The 17,791-nt window shown below is 37.3% G+C and carries 17 protein-coding genes; 10 read left to right on the forward strand and 7 right to left on the reverse strand.

Annotated elements, in window-relative coordinates:
• Positions 1–8: 8 nt before the first annotated feature.
• The 3 genes from LXM54_RS03495 (at position 9) to LXM54_RS03505 (ending at position 2,856) form a co-directional block, all read left to right on the forward strand.
• Entirely contained in the window at positions 9–1,835 is a 1,827-nt protein-coding gene (locus LXM54_RS03495; protein WP_233313700.1) for a glycoside hydrolase family 2 protein, read from the forward strand.
• 213 nt (positions 1,836–2,048) lie between these two features.
• On the forward strand, positions 2,049–2,429 hold the full coding sequence (locus LXM54_RS03500; protein WP_233313701.1) for a hypothetical protein: 381 nt from the start codon (positions 2,049–2,051) through the stop codon (positions 2,427–2,429).
• A gap of 127 nt (positions 2,430–2,556) precedes the next feature.
• The gene (locus LXM54_RS03505; RefSeq protein WP_233313702.1) at positions 2,557–2,856 is read left to right on the forward strand and encodes an iron-sulfur cluster assembly accessory protein; all 300 of its coding nucleotides are present in this window, start codon (positions 2,557–2,559) and stop codon (positions 2,854–2,856) included.
• A gap of 25 nt (positions 2,857–2,881) precedes the next feature.
• Here LXM54_RS03505 and LXM54_RS03510 read toward each other — a convergent pair whose 3' ends face one another.
• On the reverse strand, positions 2,882–3,451 hold the full coding sequence (locus LXM54_RS03510; protein WP_233313703.1) for a thioredoxin family protein: 570 nt from the start codon (positions 3,449–3,451) through the stop codon (positions 2,882–2,884).
• A gap of 413 nt (positions 3,452–3,864) precedes the next feature.
• Here LXM54_RS03510 and ppc point away from each other — a divergent pair, with 413 nt between their 5' ends.
• A complete protein-coding gene (ppc, locus tag LXM54_RS03515; RefSeq protein ID WP_233313704.1) occupies positions 3,865–6,624 on the forward strand; it encodes a phosphoenolpyruvate carboxylase in 2,760 nt (919 codons plus the stop codon).
• A gap of 54 nt (positions 6,625–6,678) precedes the next feature.
• On the opposite strand, the gene LXM54_RS03520 is transcribed toward ppc, so the two are convergent.
• Both LXM54_RS03520 and LXM54_RS03525 read right to left on the reverse strand, forming a co-directional pair.
• The gene (locus LXM54_RS03520) at positions 6,679–7,458 is read right to left on the reverse strand and encodes an alpha/beta fold hydrolase (protein WP_233313705.1); all 780 of its coding nucleotides are present in this window, start codon (positions 7,456–7,458) and stop codon (positions 6,679–6,681) included.
• A 237-nt stretch (positions 7,459–7,695) separates the two neighbouring features.
• Positions 7,696–8,016 (reverse strand): thioredoxin family protein, encoded by a 321-nt coding sequence (locus LXM54_RS03525; protein ID WP_233313706.1) that lies wholly within the window; start codon positions 8,014–8,016, stop codon positions 7,696–7,698.
• A 169-nt stretch (positions 8,017–8,185) separates the two neighbouring features.
• Here LXM54_RS03525 and LXM54_RS03530 point away from each other — a divergent pair, with 169 nt between their 5' ends.
• Together LXM54_RS03530 and LXM54_RS03535 are read left to right on the forward strand one after the other, a co-directional pair.
• A complete protein-coding gene (locus LXM54_RS03530) occupies positions 8,186–8,968 on the forward strand; it encodes a CAP domain-containing protein (protein WP_233313707.1) in 783 nt (260 codons plus the stop codon).
• Positions 8,969–9,185: 217 nt separating this feature from the next.
• Entirely contained in the window at positions 9,186–9,620 is a 435-nt protein-coding gene (locus tag LXM54_RS03535) for a hypothetical protein (RefSeq protein ID WP_233313708.1), read from the forward strand.
• A gap of 42 nt (positions 9,621–9,662) precedes the next feature.
• Here LXM54_RS03535 and LXM54_RS03540 read toward each other — a convergent pair whose 3' ends face one another.
• The gene (locus LXM54_RS03540) at positions 9,663–10,454 is read right to left on the reverse strand and encodes an HAD family hydrolase (protein ID WP_233313709.1); all 792 of its coding nucleotides are present in this window, start codon (positions 10,452–10,454) and stop codon (positions 9,663–9,665) included.
• A gap of 112 nt (positions 10,455–10,566) precedes the next feature.
• The gene (locus LXM54_RS03545; protein WP_233313710.1) at positions 10,567–11,526 is read right to left on the reverse strand and encodes a MerR family transcriptional regulator; all 960 of its coding nucleotides are present in this window, start codon (positions 11,524–11,526) and stop codon (positions 10,567–10,569) included.
• Between the two features lie 244 nt (positions 11,527–11,770).
• Between LXM54_RS03545 and LXM54_RS03550 the strand changes: the two genes are divergently transcribed.
• The 3 genes from LXM54_RS03550 to LXM54_RS03560 all read left to right on the forward strand — a co-directional run bounded on the left by LXM54_RS03550 (position 11,771) and on the right by LXM54_RS03560 (position 14,481).
• Positions 11,771–12,898 (forward strand): metallophosphoesterase, encoded by a 1,128-nt coding sequence (locus LXM54_RS03550; protein ID WP_233313711.1) that lies wholly within the window; start codon positions 11,771–11,773, stop codon positions 12,896–12,898.
• 79 nt (positions 12,899–12,977) lie between these two features.
• Positions 12,978–13,982, forward strand: coding sequence for an LLM class flavin-dependent oxidoreductase (locus tag LXM54_RS03555; RefSeq protein ID WP_233313712.1), 1,005 nt, complete (start codon positions 12,978–12,980; stop codon positions 13,980–13,982).
• A gap of 85 nt (positions 13,983–14,067) precedes the next feature.
• Positions 14,068–14,481, forward strand: coding sequence for a hypothetical protein (locus LXM54_RS03560; protein WP_233313713.1), 414 nt, complete (start codon positions 14,068–14,070; stop codon positions 14,479–14,481).
• Positions 14,482–14,507: 26 nt separating this feature from the next.
• On the opposite strand, the gene LXM54_RS03565 is transcribed toward LXM54_RS03560, so the two are convergent.
• Together LXM54_RS03565 and LXM54_RS03570 are read right to left on the reverse strand one after the other, a co-directional pair.
• Complete coding sequence (locus tag LXM54_RS03565; protein ID WP_233313714.1) at positions 14,508–15,485, reverse strand: cation diffusion facilitator family transporter; 978 nt, start codon at positions 15,483–15,485, stop codon at positions 14,508–14,510.
• Positions 15,486–15,713: 228 nt separating this feature from the next.
• Positions 15,714–15,881: a hypothetical protein gene (locus tag LXM54_RS03570; RefSeq protein WP_233313715.1), complete on the reverse strand. Its 168-nt coding sequence runs from the start codon at positions 15,879–15,881 to the stop codon at positions 15,714–15,716.
• Between the two features lie 249 nt (positions 15,882–16,130).
• Between LXM54_RS03570 and LXM54_RS03575 the strand changes: the two genes are divergently transcribed.
• Positions 16,131–17,774 carry a copper resistance protein CopC gene (locus LXM54_RS03575; RefSeq protein ID WP_233313716.1) on the forward strand — a complete coding sequence of 548 codons (1,644 nt, stop codon included), beginning with the start codon at positions 16,131–16,133 and terminating at the stop codon, positions 17,772–17,774.
• The last annotated feature ends 17 nt before the right edge of the window (positions 17,775–17,791 follow it).

Raw genomic sequence — 17,791 nt, forward strand, 5'->3', positions numbered from 1 at the left:
GAGGCAATATGAGTAGAGCAGAGTATCCAAGACCTCAATTTGTACGATCTGAATGGATAAATTTAAACGGCAAATGGCAATTCGAGTTTGATGATAAGAACGAAGGCTGGAAAGAAAAGTATGCTAATCAGGAGAAACTAACTAGAGAAATAAACGTTCCTTTTGTTTATCAATCGGAGTTAAGCGGCATAAATGACCGCACAATTCACGAATATATATGGTATAAAAAAGAAATAGAACTAAATCATCCACATGATAAGGAGACGTTATTACACTTTGGTGCAGTGGATTACTATTGTAAAGTTTATGTGAACGGGCAATTTGTTGGAGAGCACGAAGGGGGACATACGTCCTTTCATTTTAACATATCAGATAAGCTAGTTAAGGGAAAACAAACAATCACGGTTTTTGTGCATGATCCATTTGATGATGAAACCATTCCTCGTGGGAAACAGTTTTGGGAAAAGGAATCGAGGGGGATTTGGTACACCAATTCTACTGGTATTTGGCAAACAGTCTGGATAGAGCAGCTTGATAAAGAACATATTGAAAGTGTAAAGTTCACCTCTGATTTTGATCATGGCATGGTATCGATAGATCTTCTTATCAGTGATTTTACGAACTTAATAGAAGAAAATAGATTCTTAAACTACACTATTAGTTATAAAGATATCATGATTGCAGAGGATCAGATTAAGTTAAACAGTCATAATGTGAAAAGAGCAATTGATATCATGCAGAATAAAATATTTCGATCCAATTTCCATGATGCAGGTTTTGCGTGGACACCTGAAAATCCAAACCTTTTTGATGTAAAAATAGAATTGGTTAATGATGCTGGTCACGTACTTGATACTATAAAATCTTATTTCGGATATAGAAAAGTACATAGTGAAAATGGGATGGTGTTTTTAAATAATAAGCCATACTATCAAAAGTTAGTCCTGGACCAAGGTTATTGGCCAGAAGGATTATTGACAGCACCTTCAGCAAGTGATTTTAAAAGAGATATTGAATTAGCGAAAGAGATAGGATTTAATGGTTGTCGTAAGCACCAAAAAACAGAAGATCCCTTGTTCTTATATTATGCGGATACTTTAGGGTTCTTAGTATGGGGTGAGTGTGCTTCTGCTCCTGTGTATACAGAAAAAGCGGCTACGAGGCTTATGAAGGAATGGGTGGAAATAGTAGAACGAGATTATAATCACCCGTCCATTGTCACCTGGGTTCCGTTAAATGAAAGTTGGGGAGTTCCTAATATTCACGCTGACAAAAAGCAGCAACAATTCTCCAAAACAATGTATCATATGCTGCATGCTATTGATGGTACGAGGCTTGTCATCTCTAATGATGGCTGGGAAGCTACTACTACAGATATATGTGCTATTCACAATTATAATCATGGAAATCATGATGAAAAGGATAAGTATCGTTATTTTAAAGAAGCACTCTCTTCTGTTGAAAATCTATTATCATATGCACACGGTAAGTGGCAAGTTTATGCAAATGGATATTCTCATCAAGGCGAACCAATTATGCTGACAGAGTTTGGAGGAATAGGCTTTAAAGTGGATGATCAAAAAGGCTGGGGCTATACTTCGGTTGAAACGGTAGAAGAATATATCCGGGATTATCGGCGCATTATGGAGGCTGTCTACCAATCGAAAGGGTTATGGGGTTACTGTTATACACAGTTAACAGATGTGGAACAAGAAATAAATGGGATACTTACGTATAACCGCAAACCTAAATGTGATCTTTCTATTTTAAGAGAAATTAATAATCAATTTTACCCAAATAGACTTCCTGTAGTATTAAAACAGCGAAAAGATTGATTAGCTTAGTTATCTATCCATTATCTTGACTACCTCCTGAGTTTGATTATAAATCAGACTCAGGTTTTTTATATCTTCACTGCTAATTCTTTGTCGCCTTTTTAAAAGGAGAATTTTTTTGTTTAAATAAATTGACACTGATAATCATTTTCATTTACAATGAGAATAACCAAAAAAACAGATAATAAAAAAGAGCTAGGAAGGTGTAATTATATGCAAAATCAATTCTTGGTAACTAAGCCGTTTCAATATATGGTAGAATGTACTTGTCCTAGACCTGACCATACATTTTTTATTGATTTACATAAAGGGGATATTATTACTGTTACAGATGAGAAGAAATATGTTGATTCTCTAGGTTGGCTGATGCTTGTAATGATCAATGATTATACTGTATATATGTTTGTCCAGGAGCTGGAGGATTTCATTAACGAAGAAAAAATCGTTTCCATTATCGATATGGAATTAAAACGCAACTATCTTCAGTTTAAGGTAAATGAATCATTGGATAAAATGGATAAAGAAAGTTTTGAGCTATATGCTAAAGACTTGGCTAAGATAAAGGAAATGACCGAAATCGGTGCATTATCATAATAGACAGAAAATGGTCTGGCAGTATGCCAGGCTGTTTTTTTATATGTCAGTACCGATTGTTTGCAAACAGCTGTTTAGAGGACTACAATAGAGGCGTACAAAACATTCGAAAGATGGAGGCAATACAATGAAAGTTAAAGTAAACAGACATGCAGCGAAAGTCATGAAACAAATGCTGAGCAAAGCGGATGAAGGTGAAATGCTGCGTGTATACATAACAGAACATCATGGAAACCATGCTCATTATGATCTTAAGCTGGACAAGCAGACAGAAAATGATGAAGTGGTAGAATCAGATAAAGAAGTTGCGGTCCTTTTAGATACACGAGACAGTGAGTTCTTAGACGGTATCTGGATTCAATATTTCCATATGCCAGAGCCAGGTTTTGTTATTTACAATCCTAACAAAGAAATGCATAGTCATTAAAAAAACGGGGGAGAACCCCGTTTTTTTATTTCTTATCTAAGGATGATAGGCTTTGAATCAGGTCATCTTTAATGATTGTCCACCACTCACGATTGTTGATAAATTGCTGAACCATTTCCTTTATGAATGCTTTAAAAGCAGCGTCATAGTCTGGAGAGTCTTTAGCAGGCACGTCTTTTTTCAGGACATCCACTTCTTTTTGAATAATTTCTGCTCTAGGTCCCCATCTGCCGATTAACTCATCATTTTCATCGAGGAAGATGATAATTGGAATCGAGCGTGCAGTTCCATTTGTCAAAAATTGATCCATTAATTCCAGATTATCATCTCTGATTAAAAATCTTGTCTCGATTAACGCTTCATTAGCTAAGCGCAAAAAGATAGGCACATTGACCATGGCATCCCCGCACCAATCTGCACTAAGAATTATAGCCTTCATTCCTTTTGATTGCAGACCCTGCAGATTTTTCATATCTTGTGCTGGTACAGAGAATTCATTATAAACCTTTAAAAGATTCTCTTTATTCACCTCCATGCTGGATATGTACTGATGAGAAGACATTCCTTTATCAAACCAAACTTTAAGATTACTCAATTTAACACTTCCTGTTCTAATTATATTGGCTGAGCATAAGTTAATTTTACTAAAAATAAGACCAAGATAGTAATTATTAGCATTGCATCTGTAAGAAACTTAGTTACTAATGAAAAAGATTCCTTTAAAGAAGGAAAAACACTCCCCGAACAAGAATTATTGGTATAAGACAAATTGATGTGCAAATAATGTAATGAAAGGTATAATACAAAAAATGGTGAAGTTTGAAAACGGTTAACTAAGAAATTATTCCCATTTTCCGTGTGATCTATACAAAAATTAGATTAATTTTATTAAACTAATCTTTTCTATCTATTAATACTTGCGAATTCTTAATGAATTTTTGAAAGAATAGTGATAGGATTAAGATATCGAATCGATAAATATTATTTAGATTAAGGGATGGTAATCTAATGACAACAAGACTAAAAGTTAACGAAAGCAGTTCATCCTTACGCAGGGATGTTAAGCGACTAGGAATCATACTTGGTGAAGTGCTTGTGCATCATGGCGGGCAAGAACTTTTGCAAAAAGTCGAAACAATCCGTAAATTAGCGAAGGAACTGCGCAACAATTATAATGATGGTACATATCAAGAACTGAAAAAAGAAATGGAAAACCTAGAAAGACCGATGAGAAGGCAGGTTATCCGTGCATTCTCTAAATACTTCCACTTAGTGAACGTGGCAGAGCTTAATCACCGTATCAGAAGAAGAAGAGAATATCAGCTGCAGGAAAATAATCTTGTTCAGCCTGCATCAATTGAAAGTGCCATTCAGGCATTTAAGAGTAAAAACCTGACTGAGGATGCTATTCAAAATGTCCTTGATACTTTATCATTGGAGCTGATTATTACAGCGCATCCGACGGAGTCGACAAAGCGGTCTATTCTTGAAATTCAGAAGAGAATCGCAAGCCTTCTGAAACAGCTTGATAATCCAATGCTTACAAGAAAAGAGCGTAAGCAAATTGATCAGGAGCTGTTTGAGGAAATTACGATTATGTGGCAAACAGATGAGCTCCGTTTAACGAGACCGACAGTAATGGATGAGGTTCGAAATGGTTTATATTATTTCGATCAGACATTGTTTGATGTATTGCCAGAGATTCATCAAGAAGTACAGGATGCTCTTCATGAGAATTATCCTACGTACAACTGGAATGTGCCGAACTTCCTGACATTCGGTTCATGGATCGGCGGAGACCGAGATGGAAATCCAAACGTAACTCCAGAAGTGACATGGCAAACACTTCATAAGCAAAATAAGCTTGTTCTTAAAAAATATACAGATGCAGTCATTGAGTTAATGAAAAGATTCAGCCATTCTACGAACAGAATCAAAGTAAGCTCGAAGCTGATTCAATCAATCGTGGAAGAGGAACAGCTGTACTTAGATGAAGACACTAAATGGGCTGTTGAAACAGAAGTATATCGCAGAAAGTTTGCAGTCATTATTGAGCGACTGAAAGCTACTGGGAAATCAGAGAAAGGCTACACTGACTCTGAAGAACTGCTGAAAGATTTAATCTTAATTCAGGACAGCTTTGTGATCCACCAGCCGAAGGATCATGAACAAAAAGACTTACAGAAATTAATTCGCCAAGTGCGTTTATTCGGCTTCCACCTTGCGACATTAGATATTCGCAATCACAGTGGTGAGCATGAAGCAGCTATTTCGGAAATTCTGAAAAAAGTAGGAATTGCCGAGGATTACAGCAGCCTTGATGAAGAGAACAAAATGAATATCCTTGAGTCTGTTTTGAAGGACCCGAGACCGATTTTGTTATTAAATGAGGATTATTCTGCACAAACACAGGAAATGATTAAAACTTTCCAGATGATTCGCAATGCTCACAAAAAATTCGGCAAGCGGTCAATCACAGTCTATCTTATCAGTATGACTCAATCTGCCAGCGATTTGCTTGAAGTGCTCGTTCTTGCAAAAGAAGCAGGAATCTACCGTCTTCATGCAGATGGTACAGTGGAAAGCCATTTAAATGTGGCACCGCTTCTTGAAACAATCGATGATTTAGTGGCAGGTCCTGATATTATGCAAACACTGTTTGAACTGCCTGTTTACAAAAATCATTTAATCCAGCATGAGAACCAGCAGGAAATTATGCTTGGTTATTCTGACGGAAGTAAAGACGGCGGAACATTGACTGCCAACTGGAAGCTGTATAAAGCACAAAGAGAAATTCATGAAATGGCAAGCAGATATAAAATCGGCCTTAAGTTCTTCCATGGTCGCGGTGGTTCTCTCGGCAGGGGTGGCGGTCCGCTGAACAAGAGTATCTTGTCCCAGCCGGCTGAGACACTTGGAGATGGTGTGAAAATTACAGAACAAGGGGAAGTATTATCTTCTCGCTACTTGTTGGAAGACATTGCCTTCCGCAGTCTCGAGCAAGCTATTTCGACCTTGCTGAAAGCTTTTGCGCATATCTCTAATAATGAGCTAGACCAAACGGAAAAAGACAAATGGGAAACAGCGATGGAAGACATTTCTGCGATCTCGTTGAAAAAATATCAGTCATTAGTGTTCTTTGATGATGATTTTATGACATATTTTAAAGAAGCAACACCTTTGAATGAGATTGGCAACTTGAAAATAGGGTCAAGACCGATGAGTCGAAAAAGCAAGCAAACATTTGAAGATTTACGCGCCATTCCATGGGTATTTGCTTGGACGCAAAGCCGCCAGCTATTGCCGGCATGGTATGCAGCGGGAACTGGTCTTCATGAATTCGCAGATAGAAACACAAGCAACATCGGTATCTTAAAAGAAATGTACCAAAAATGGCCATTCTTCCGTTCCACAATCGATAATTTGCAAATGGCATTAATGAAAGCAGACTTAACAACAGCAAGAGAATATTCATCACTTGTTGAAGATGAGTCAATTGGCACAAGAATTTATGAAAACATTAAAGAAGAATATAATAAGACAAAAGCCATTTTGCTTGAAATTTCTGGAGAGGAAGAGCTGTTGGATCATACACCAACGATTCAGGAATCTGTCTATAGAAGAAACCCGTATGTAGACCCACTGAATTTCTTCCAAGTAGAGCTAATTAAACAGCTGCGTGATCAAGAAACACCAGATCCAGAGCTGCTGAATCAAGTGCTGCTTACAATCAATGGAATTGCTGCTGGCTTGCGTAATACAGGCTGATATAATAAAAACGCTCAGATTTTTCTGAGCGTTTTTTTGTGTATATCAAAGCTGTTACTTTATTGGTATTACGTCTTGCGGCAAAGCATCCTCCTGTATCCATTTTTCAATCATTTGATTAAAGAAAGTAGGATATAACAGGGATACTCCGTGACCGACGTCTCGGATAATGATCCCAGTACAATTTGAATTATTTAATACTATATCTGTTGCTGATTTTTTCATTACTGCCTTTTCTCTTTCACCAACAGAAACTAATATTTTGCTCTTTGCTTTTTTGAAATTTTCAGGGATTTCAAATGACATATTTTCTTCTAATATTCTAACAAGAGCATCTGATTTCATTTGAGAAATTTCCTTATAATAGGTTGCAAAGTACTCTTTATCAATGTAAAGTGCTTTCGCTTGAAGCTTTGCAAAAGATTGATTTCTAACTAAAGGAAAGGTTAATTTTATCGTAGGTTTAATCATTCTTTTAACAAAAGAATTAGGTCTTACTAATGCACTGTTTATGACCGCATAATGAATTAAATTAGGTTTCATACTTAACATTTGTATCGTTACCTGTGCACCTAGGGAAAATCCAATCACGATTATTTTTTTACCATTCGCGATTTTTTCTATCAAGTCATTTATTTTTTCTGCACTTGTTTGAATGGAAAAATTCAACTCACAATCGTTCTCCCCATGTTCTGGCAAGTCAATTGTCAGGCAATGATAATGACTGAAATATGGAGTTTGTTTATCCCACATCCAGCTACTTACTCCACCTCCGTGCAAAAATACCATCAATGAAGCGTTCTTATCCCCATACTCTTGGTAACGTAAACACAAAAAGCTCACCTCACTTTTTTCTGTTTGATCCTAAGTAAACGGTGTTGCCTCGTTGAAAAACAGTTCCATCATTATTAACTATATTTTAGAAAAAAAAAACAATTCTTTTCTTTTATAATTGGCTAAAGTTTAAAAGACAACAAAAAGGAGACACCAATCACTGTTTGAATGTGTGTCTCCAATTATGCTGTTATTTAGTAGCAAACTCGTTTGCACTTTGCTGTTTCTTAATTTAACTTATTTTTTAAATGGAGCTAAAAACTCTTCCACTTGCTCTGGTGTTTTTGCGTTAGCGCTGTGCAAATGGCCGATTTTTTCACCGTCTTTGAAGACAAGCAGACTTGGAATACCCATAACATCATACTTTTCTGCTAGTTCAGGCAGTTCGTCCTTATTGAGGCTGAACCATTTTTTGTCTGCATTTTCCTCGATGATCTCCCCAATGAACATATCCATTCTTGTGCAGTCAGGGCACCAAGTCGTGAAAAATTTAACAATATTTGTTTCGCCATTATTGATAATCTCGTTGAATTCCTCTGTTGTACTGATTTGTTTCATGATACACCTCTTAGCAATATTTTATACTAGCCACAAAAGCTACTAACGCCATTATACACTAAATATTAAATATTTCCTGTTTGCAGAACCGAAATTATTTACACAAAAATACCATCTGTATTTCTCCTGTAAATTGAGAAACTAAAAATAAAAAGAAAGGAGAATTCCAATGCTAAAAAATACTTTAAAAACAGTTTTAACAATGAGTATGGCTGTAGGTATGCTTGCAGCTTGTAGTCCAGACCCTGATGATATGGATACTACCAACAATATTAACGAAACAGGCCAGATTTCGAACCTGAAAACGGACACAAACAGCAACCGTTATCCACATACACAACCGATTAAGATTCAGGATGCGAAATATGAGTTCAGAATAGTGAATCGCGGTGCCGTGCCGAATGGAAATGCAAATGGAAACACAAATGCTAATACAAATAATGCAACTGCGAATCAAAAGACTCAAAATCCGACTACAAATAACATCCAACAATCACAGCCAGCGCCTGCCCAGCCTGCACCAGCACAACCGTCAGCTAAAAAGGCAGCTGAAATTGCCGGTGAAAATAAAGGCTCTAGTGAATACGTGGACGCTGTTATTAGCTTAACAAATAAAGAAAGACAAAAAGCTGGACTATCTGCGCTAACAGCGTATCCGGAATTAAATGATGTAGCCAATGTAAAAGCACAAGATATGAATGAAAAAGGCTATTTTTCTCATACAAGTCCGACATATGGATCACCATTCGACATGATGAGAGATTTTGGCATCAAGTATAAGTCAGCTGGTGAAAACATTGCCCAAGGACAAAGAACACCAGAAGAAGTCGTTAACGCATGGATGAACAGTGAGGGACACCGTGCTAATATTCTCAGCAAAGATTTCAGTCATATAGGTGTAGGTTTTGAAGAAACTGGTCATGAATGGGTTCAAATGTTTGTAAAAAAATAAGTGCAATGAATTAAAAAAGGGACATCTTCATTGGGAGATGTCCTTTATAATCAATATTTTTGATATCTTCCACTTGAATTAATACTGTCAGCTATACTATAGTATAAAAATATGACGTGACGATAATTTTTTGTCATAAATGTTGCCTAAGTGTAATATAATAAAAAGTATGTGTAAAATGGCAATGTGTCAGTTGATTGTAAAGAGGAGGATACAAATGGCTGCTACGAAAATTAATATTGCACCAGTAGAGAACAAATACATAAAACTAAACATGTCCGTTTCGGATATGGATAAGGAAAAGCTAGTAGATTTGGGAGATTCCTTTTTGCTGAAAATGAACAAGAAGAGCAAGAGCGGAAATGAATTGTATTTTTCCGTGTTATTTGCCAAAAAAATGATGAATAAGCCTTCTAGAACGTCGAATCCATCAGTAGCCATCACGAAAACAAAAAATTTAATTACAGTTGAACTTACCGTTATGCTTGAACTTGATTCAATTGCGCATAATGAAGGATTCTATTGGATTAAAACAGAAAATGCAGCATCTCCTGCATTTGAACTTTCCTATAAAATGAATGAAAGCTATTACGATAAAAAGGTAACGAATGTAATGGCTGAAAATGAAACGGAAACAGAGCAAGTTGACTAAAAAAGAGCGATACCTTGTATTTCGGGTATCGCTCTTTTTTGCTTATTCTTCTATGAGACCAAGCGTTTTTAAGCCATTATAAATACCAGAATCACTTACAGAGGTAGTGGTATGTTTTGCATAAGCAAACAGCTTTTCATGAGCATTACCCATGGCAAAGCCTTCGCCAACAACTGACAGCATTTCTTTATCGTTCATGCCATCACCAAAAGCAATCGCGTTCTTCGCATCGATATTCAGCCTTTTTAATACGGTACTAATGGCCATTCCTTTATTTACTTTGTCACTGATTACATCATAGGAGTGGCGAAAACCTTCGATATTCACTTGGGATAAATGAATCTCAGGGAAACCTTCATACAGATGAATATCCTCTTCGTTCAAGTTCATGACCGTAATGCCTAATATATTTGCTTTTTCATCTTCCGTGTACTGCTTATTGCTTCTTAAATGGAATTTCTTGCAGAATTGCTTTGTTACTTCACTGTCTGGATTAGAGAGGAGATTATGGCTGCTTGTGTAAAGCACAAGCTCATTGTTTTTTTCAGCAGCGATTTTTATGTATAAGTCCACTAAATTTGGATCCATTGGGCTTTTCACAATGTCTTGCCCGTCGTAAATAGCTAAAGCGCCATTATAGCCGATGAAAGAATTAATTTTTAATATTTCTCCTATATCTGCTATTTCATGTAGCGGTCTGCCTGTTGCCAAGAATATTTCAAGTCCTTTTTCCTTCATCAGTTTGACTGCGGTTTTAGTTGACTCTTGCATCGTGTCATCAGGCTGCAGAATAGTGCCATCAATATCTAGAAATAATGCTTGGAAATTTGCCATTATGTCCTCCAGTTGTCAATTTTAGAAAATGCTCATATGAGAACATTCTAACATAAAGGCAAGAAATAGAAAAAGACCAGGAGGGCTCCTGATCTAAAAGTTACAGAGAACATTATTTATGCCAAATTTTCCACCATGTTTTTTTAGGAGGTTCGGCTACAGCCGTTTGTCTGAATGACTGGACAAGCTCCTGAAAGCTTTTTTCTCTGTCTTTAATATCCTTAGACATTTGCTCACGCTCTACTTGGATAGCCTCCATCAGCATCCGATCATTTTTATGAAGCTGCTCTACCGTTTTGTTGATTTCACTGTTTGATTTAGACAGATGATCCATCATTGCTTTAATTTCTTTAGTAGAGGTAGTTGCTGCTGTCCATTGCTTTGAATAGGTTTTTCTTTCTGCTTTTGAAATTTGCGACAGCTTTCTAATATTAGTTTTAATGGATTCATAGTCGTCCGTTGTTTTTTGTGTGCTTGTATGTACGATTTCTGCGATATGCTCCATCTCTTCTTTGGCAGCATCCTTGTGGTCAGCAAGTGCACTTGACAGTTTTTCAATCGTTTCTGTTTTGCCTGCTTGTATTTCTGTTGAGATTGTTTCAAGCACCTCTTGTTTAATGCCGTTGCGTATTTCTTGCTTCACTTCATGAAGAAAATCCTGTTTATATGTTTCTAAAGACGAGAGCAATACTTGAAGCTGATTATCATCCTCTGTATTTCTGTCTATTTTCGTTATTAAATCATCATTATGAATGATTTGAATCTCATTAGCAGCAGCTTCTTCTAAGACAGGTGGTGTCATTTCTTTAATTGCCACGTCTTGTTCTTGCTTTGCTTCCTTAGGCTGAAGAATCATACTTAGTGTTTTTTTAACTTCTGTCGTATTTCGCTTTTCAGCATAAAGATTCTTTACTTCCAGCAGTAGGGAAAGCTCTTTGTCTGTATAAAAACGTGCTCCGTTTTTTGTACGAGGAATAACTAGCAGCTCTTTAAATTTATTTTCCCATTGCTTTAATGTTTTCGGACTTGTCGTCAGCTTTTGAGATGCTTCATGAATAGAATAAATGTTCATATTATACACTCCTTAAGGTAGGTTGAATAGAAAAAAAGATAAATTTATAAATGGCTATGCTTACCAATTACATAGTGCAGTGCTAATTTCCTGCAAGAAGACAAAAGCTATCAAAACCTCTTAATAGTAGACATATTTCAGCAAGCTTCAAACCTGCTCATAAAAGTGTATGGGTAGTTTTGGGCGTTTTGGAGAAGAATAAGGGAAATACCCTTAAAATGAGAGCATCCGAGGTGGTCAGCCTGTGAGAAGACGATTTATTCTTTTGACTCTGGTGTTCATGCTATTGCCATTTCACCATTCAGAGGCAGAGGAACTACATAATCCAATTAAAGCTAAATTGAAAATACTACAAACAACCGACATCCATGCAAATATTCTAGATTATGATTATAAAAATAATAACAGGACAATTGAGTATGGTTTAAGCAGAACAGCTTCTCTTATTCAAAAAATCAGGTCACAAAACGAAAATACCTTGTTATTTGATGTAGGCGATATGATAAAAGGAAATGCTTTAGCAGACTTTATCGCCAAAAGTCCATTTCTTCCTGTTACAGACATTCACCCTGCTTACAAAACAATGAATTTATTACAGTATGACGCAGCAACAGTGGGAAACCATGAGTTTAACTATGGACTGGATTTTTTATTAAAGACTGTTTCAGGAGCTGATTTCCCAGTAGTGAATGCGAATATTTATATTGACGATCATAATCAAATGGCAGAGGATGACCTGCATTTTTTTAATCCTTATACAATCATGCCATATCCCATCAAGACAGAGGCTGGAACAGTCGAAACAATCAATGTTGGTGTCATAGGCTTACTTACGCCCATTGCAGCCGAATGGGACAAGGAATACTTCAAAGATAATCTCATCATTAAGAATATGAGCGAAACAGCTGCAGAGATTGTACCAATAATGAAAAAAGCGGGAGCTGATATTATCATTGCACTTGTTCATGCAGGTCTTCAATCAGATGATGCCTTAAAGGATAAACGAGGCAATAATGTAGTGGATGTCAGCAAGGTAGAAGGAATTGATGTTTTATTGTACGGGCATTCTCACAGTCTGTTTCCGAAAAAGGGCGAAAAAAATATAGAGGGTATTAATCACCAAGCTGGAACGATTAATAAAAAGCCAGCGGTGCAAGCTGGTTTTTGGGGAAATCATTTAGGCATTATTGATTTATCATTGGAAAAACGGGACAGCGTTTGGAAAATTGCAGCATCGAAATCACAGGCGAAGCCGATTATTCGCATCATAAACGGCAAAAAGGTACCCGTTGTTTCACCGTATCAGCCAATTGAATATTTAATGGAGCCTTACCATCAAGAAACATTGGAGTATGTTAAAACCTTAAAGTAAGATACTGTAAGCAGGAAAATTGCTTCTCGGTAGGCAAACATACTATAGTGAAATAGAACGTAAAAGGAGGTCAGAAACGATGATGAAAACATTAAAAGATGCTAAATTTTCTGTCCTTGATTTATCGCCGATAACAGAAGGCAATACAGCAGCCGATGCCTTTCGAAACTCTTTAGACTTGGCTCAGCATGCAGAAAATTGGGGATATAACAGATATTGGGTTGCCGAGCATCACAGTATGCCAGGTATTGCCAGCAGTGCCACATCTGTCTTGATCGGATATCTTGCTGGAGGCACCAGCAAAATTCGCGTTGGAAGCGGAGGCATCATGCTGCCAAACCATGCACCACTAGTAATTGCCGAGCAGTTTGGGACATTAGAATCATTATATCCAAACAGAATTGATTTAGGGCTTGGACGTGCACCAGGGAGTGACCAGCTAACAGCAAATGCATTACGTCGAGGCGGGAAAGGTGATGGCAGTGATTTTCCGGAAATGTTAGAGGATTTAAGGAACTATTTAAAGCCTTACGAACAGACAGGCCTGCCTGTACGGGCGATTCCTGGTGAGGGATTGAATATTCCGATTTGGCTCCTCGGCTCAAGCGGATTCAGTGCAAAATTGGCAGGGGAACTAGGTTTGCCTTTTGCTTTTGCAAGCCATTTTTCACCAGATTATACCATTCCTGCACTACAAATATACCACCAACATTTCAGACCATCGAAAGACTTAGAAAAACCTTATGTCATGGTTGGAGCGAATGTGATCATTTCAGAAACGGAAGAGAGAGCAAAATATTTATCTACCTCCTCTCAGCAGCAATTTTTAAGCTTAATCAGAGGCAGACCGACACAGCTGAAGCCGCCAGTTGATAACATGGATGAAGTTTGGAGTCCTTATGAAAAAAATGTCGTTCAGCAGCAATTAAAATCCTCTATTATAGGGACTCAAGAAACGGTTGCCCAAAAGCTTGAGGCATTTCTAAATGAAACACAAGCAAACGAAATTATCGTCAATACGGCCGTGTTTGATCATCAAGAAAGACTAGAATCCTTCCGACTATTGAAGGAAATTGTCATGTAGCATTTGCTGTCTTTAGGTTATTGCTTGACTATATACCCGGATATGATTTATCTTTCTTACATGTGCTATACATGGAGGTTTTTTTTTGAAAACGACAATGGTTCTAAAAAATGCTGATAAAATTAATCAAATATTAAAAGATATAGTTAGTGACTCTTTTAAAGAAATTGAAGGGGAAGAGGTCTTGCTGTGTATGGAATGCTGTGACGTTGATCTATTTGTGACAGTGGACTCCCACGAAGAACTCCTCGATGCGATTAAAGAGAACTTCGAGCTTGATGAGTTCGGTGAGGTGCTCGATAATGACCAGTTTATTGCATTAATGAAAGAGCTTGATGAATATTATGTGCAGCTTCATATTGAATCTGGCTTTTATGACTATTTTCCAGCAGGAACTTATACTGTGAATGGTCAAGAAGAGGAAACAGAAACGGATATATTAGCTCCGAAAGGGATTTTTTACGCTCCATTTGAAGAGGCCGTAAAAGAGGATAAGTAAAAGAGGAAGGAGTTCCTTCCTCTTTTTTATGTAGTTTTTTGTTCATTGTCAGGTTCTTTCCATTTTAGAATGCCATCATCTTTATCGTACTCAATAATGACGTCTGATACCCCTTTTTCTTTAATAATCTGATCTTCAATCCGGTGTCGGATTAAATCAGCTTGTTCAACGGTTAATTTGCTATCGAGCTCAATGCTTAGCTCCACATGGAAATTCTCGCCTTCTTTATAAACAGAAACACCTTGAATGTCACGCACATCTGGATCAGCCATTGCAATAATGCCGATTCTGCCTTCCATTTCAGCATCACTTTCGCCAATTGCCCCCGCTGCGTTATCAAGAAATACTCGGCCAACTACAAAAAACATGAAAATCCCGATAATGATAGAGGCAAGCCCTTCTGCCTGATAGAATGGAGTGATTTGTGCGATAATAACAGCAGCCATCGCAAGTAGACCGCCGCCTGTTGCTACTAAATCTTCTAAAAACACGAGTTTTGTTGCTGGTTTTGCTTTTTTTAAATATAGAAAGCTGTCTTTAAATAGCCTTAAACCTCTAGAAGAGAGTCCTTCTTCGGCGACTATTTCTTTCATAGCTTTCATTAACACAAAGAACTCAAGTACAACAGCTAGAGCAAGTACGGAAATGTTGAGATAAAAACCCGTTGATTCTGTTGGATGGAAAAGATGATCAATTCCTTCACGAATGGTTTCATAGCTCATGATGCCTACAATCAGGACGGCAAATAACAACACGAGATTGACCAATCTGCCGAAACCTCCTGGAAAGCGTTTGGTCGGTGCTTTTTTGCTTAAGGCGGAACCGATAAACACAAAAAATTGGTTTGCTGCATCTCCGAGTGAATGCATGGTTTCTGCAAACATAGCAACGTTTCCTGTCAGCCCGAAAGCTGTCCCCTTAATAGCAGCAATCACTGTATTAATGACTGTTGCGTAAAGTGCCGATTTATTTCCGTTCCTTAGCAACCCAATAAAATCTTTCATTTTTTAACCCTCTCCTTGATTGTTCCAAAACAGTATACAGCCGCAGTTGTTTTATAAATACATGATTCCCAATAATCTACATACAATGCAATCCATTAGTTATGGGATGTAAACTAAAAAGAAGTCTGCCTAATAAGACGACAGACTGTAATATTATGTAAGTTAATTCTTGGAAGTTATATTATGCTTCTCTACAAGAACATGAAACAAAAAGGATGGAACAGCACATTAGATCGCTTTTTCTACTGCAGCATTCCAATCAGGAAAATAATGAAGGGCATGCCTCATTAAATCTGGATGGCTTGTTTTTATTTTCTTTTTGTTTAATTGCTCTCCGTTAGAACGCAAACCTTGAATTGCAGTGATTACTTCATCAAGACTCATTGTCACTTCCATTAACTTGCCTCCTTCAGTAGATTATCTACATTATTGCCCCTTTTCTTTTATTTAAACAAGGCAAGTTTATTTTATTTCCTTGGAAACCGCATGATATGTCATTTTAGACTACCGTTTGACACAGGCTGTTTAAAAATTTAGCTGCTTTTTGTTTGTCGCAACGTTTAGCAAACTATATAATAATAGGGGTTAAGTGCAAAACTGCACAAGTTAGGCCGTTTCAATTTAAAAGGGAGTGTAGGGACTAATATGAGAATTAAATATTTTTCTGGAGTATTTCTAGCATTTATGCTTCTGTTTATGATAAATGTGTCAATTGCTTCTGCACATGCCTATATCGTCAATTCAAATCCAAGTGAAAATGAAAGCTTGGACGAGGCACCGAAGAAAGCTTCTATTGAATACAATGAAAAAATACAGTCGGGTTTTGCTGTGTTTAATGTTACGAATTCAGCTGGTGAAAAAGTCGATAAAGGAAATGTGGAAGTAAACAATAAAACCTTGTCTGTAGATTTACAGGAAAATTTAAAAGATGATGTCTATACAATGGAATGGCGTGTCGTATCGGCAGATGGACATTCCATCTCCGGGCTCGTTCCATTCAGTATCGGTGAGCTGCCTGAAGGTGTTGAGCTTCCAAAACAGCAATATACAGCAGATACAAGCAGTATGGTGAGTGTTTCGATTAATAAAGTATTTTTATACACTGGATTGTCTGTCTTTATGGGACTTGTTCTATTTTATCTTGTTTGGTTCAGACCTGATGCACTTGAACAAAAGGTCAGAATCAGATCAAAACGAGTTGCTGCAGCTGGTTTGACTCTGATTGGAATTAGCTTACTGTCCTTTATTATCATTCAGACACAAGTAAATGCAGGTGTATCCTTCTTCCGGGCATGGAGTCCGTCCTTGCTGATTGAGACACTGAAAAGCACAAAAGAAGGAACTATTTGGGCTATTCAAATGCTTCTGTACATAGTGCTGCTGCTTGCTGTAATCTATGTGTTTAAAAAAGGCGAGTTATTAAAAAGAAGGCTATGGATTTTGCCGTTAATCAGTTTTATAGGAATTGTTGTCTGCAAAGCTTTTATTGGACACCCATCGAGTTCTCCATATGAAACTGTCGCGATTCTGATGGACTTTTTCCATCTTACAGCAGCTTCGATTTGGCTTGGTGGGATTATCGTCACTATCTTTCTCTTGAAGGAAGGGATTTTTGCAAAAGAAGGGCAGCAGCATGATGTGTACTGGAATACACTTCAGTCCTATTCTCTGTGGGCCTTGTTCACAGTAGCAGTTCTTGCTATTTCAGGGGCTGTTAACGGCTCCTTGCTCATCCCAGATTTTCATTCACTAGTAAGCACGACATACGGAATCACCTTGCTAGTGAAAATTGGCATTTTTGTATTAATGATCGGATTCGGGGCTTATCATCTTGTCAGCAGAACCTTGCTTTCCCGCCAGAAATTTTATAAAAAGACAATCATAATAGAAATGGTCCTTGGTGTGCTCCTGCTTGTTATCACAAGCGTCTTTACACAATTGCAAACACCGACACTGCCGATTGATCAACCTTTTTATGGAGAAGCAGAAATCGATTATAATGAGAACTTGAGTCTGACTGTCTCCCCAAAGAAAACAGGAATCCAAAATCAGTATGAAGTAACTCTATTTGATAATGACAGAGATCCGTTAGAGGATCCTGAACAGATTACAATCGAATTAAAGCAGGGAGACCAGGAAACTTCCTTCGCTCTTGAAAAGGCAGAAGACGGGAAATACACATCTAATAATCTTCAGCTCAATAAACCTGGGAAATGGGAAGTGACCGTTCATCTGTTGTTTAAAAACTTGGACAGCTATGACATTCCGTTTGAATTTAATGTTAGATAGCTTGTTAGAGAAATAAT

The organism is Bacillus sp. Au-Bac7 (genome assembly GCF_021341655.1).
Lineage (GTDB): Bacteria > Bacillota > Bacilli > Bacillales > Cytobacillaceae > Niallia.

Coding starts and splice junctions, on each gene's coding strand:
- LXM54_RS03495 (WP_233313700.1), top strand. CDS start 9: ATGAGTAGAGCAGAGTATCCAAGACCTCAATTTGTACGATCTGAATGG.
- LXM54_RS03500 (WP_233313701.1), top strand. CDS start 2,049: ATGCAAAATCAATTCTTGGTAACTAAGCCGTTTCAATATATGGTAGAA.
- LXM54_RS03505 (WP_233313702.1), top strand. CDS start 2,557: ATGAAAGTTAAAGTAAACAGACATGCAGCGAAAGTCATGAAACAAATG.
- ppc (WP_233313704.1), top strand. CDS start 3,865: ATGACAACAAGACTAAAAGTTAACGAAAGCAGTTCATCCTTACGCAGG.
- LXM54_RS03525 (WP_233313706.1), bottom strand. CDS start 8,016: ATGAAACAAATCAGTACAACAGAGGAATTCAACGAGATTATCAATAAT.
- LXM54_RS03530 (WP_233313707.1), top strand. CDS start 8,186: ATGCTAAAAAATACTTTAAAAACAGTTTTAACAATGAGTATGGCTGTA.
- LXM54_RS03535 (WP_233313708.1), top strand. CDS start 9,186: ATGGCTGCTACGAAAATTAATATTGCACCAGTAGAGAACAAATACATA.
- LXM54_RS03540 (WP_233313709.1), bottom strand. CDS start 10,454: ATGGCAAATTTCCAAGCATTATTTCTAGATATTGATGGCACTATTCTG.
- LXM54_RS03545 (WP_233313710.1), bottom strand. CDS start 11,526: ATGAACATTTATTCTATTCATGAAGCATCTCAAAAGCTGACGACAAGT.
- LXM54_RS03555 (WP_233313712.1), top strand. CDS start 12,978: ATGATGAAAACATTAAAAGATGCTAAATTTTCTGTCCTTGATTTATCG.
- LXM54_RS03565 (WP_233313714.1), bottom strand. CDS start 15,485: ATGAAAGATTTTATTGGGTTGCTAAGGAACGGAAATAAATCGGCACTT.
- LXM54_RS03570 (WP_233313715.1), bottom strand. CDS start 15,881: ATGGAAGTGACAATGAGTCTTGATGAAGTAATCACTGCAATTCAAGGT.
- LXM54_RS03575 (WP_233313716.1), top strand. CDS start 16,131: ATGAGAATTAAATATTTTTCTGGAGTATTTCTAGCATTTATGCTTCTG.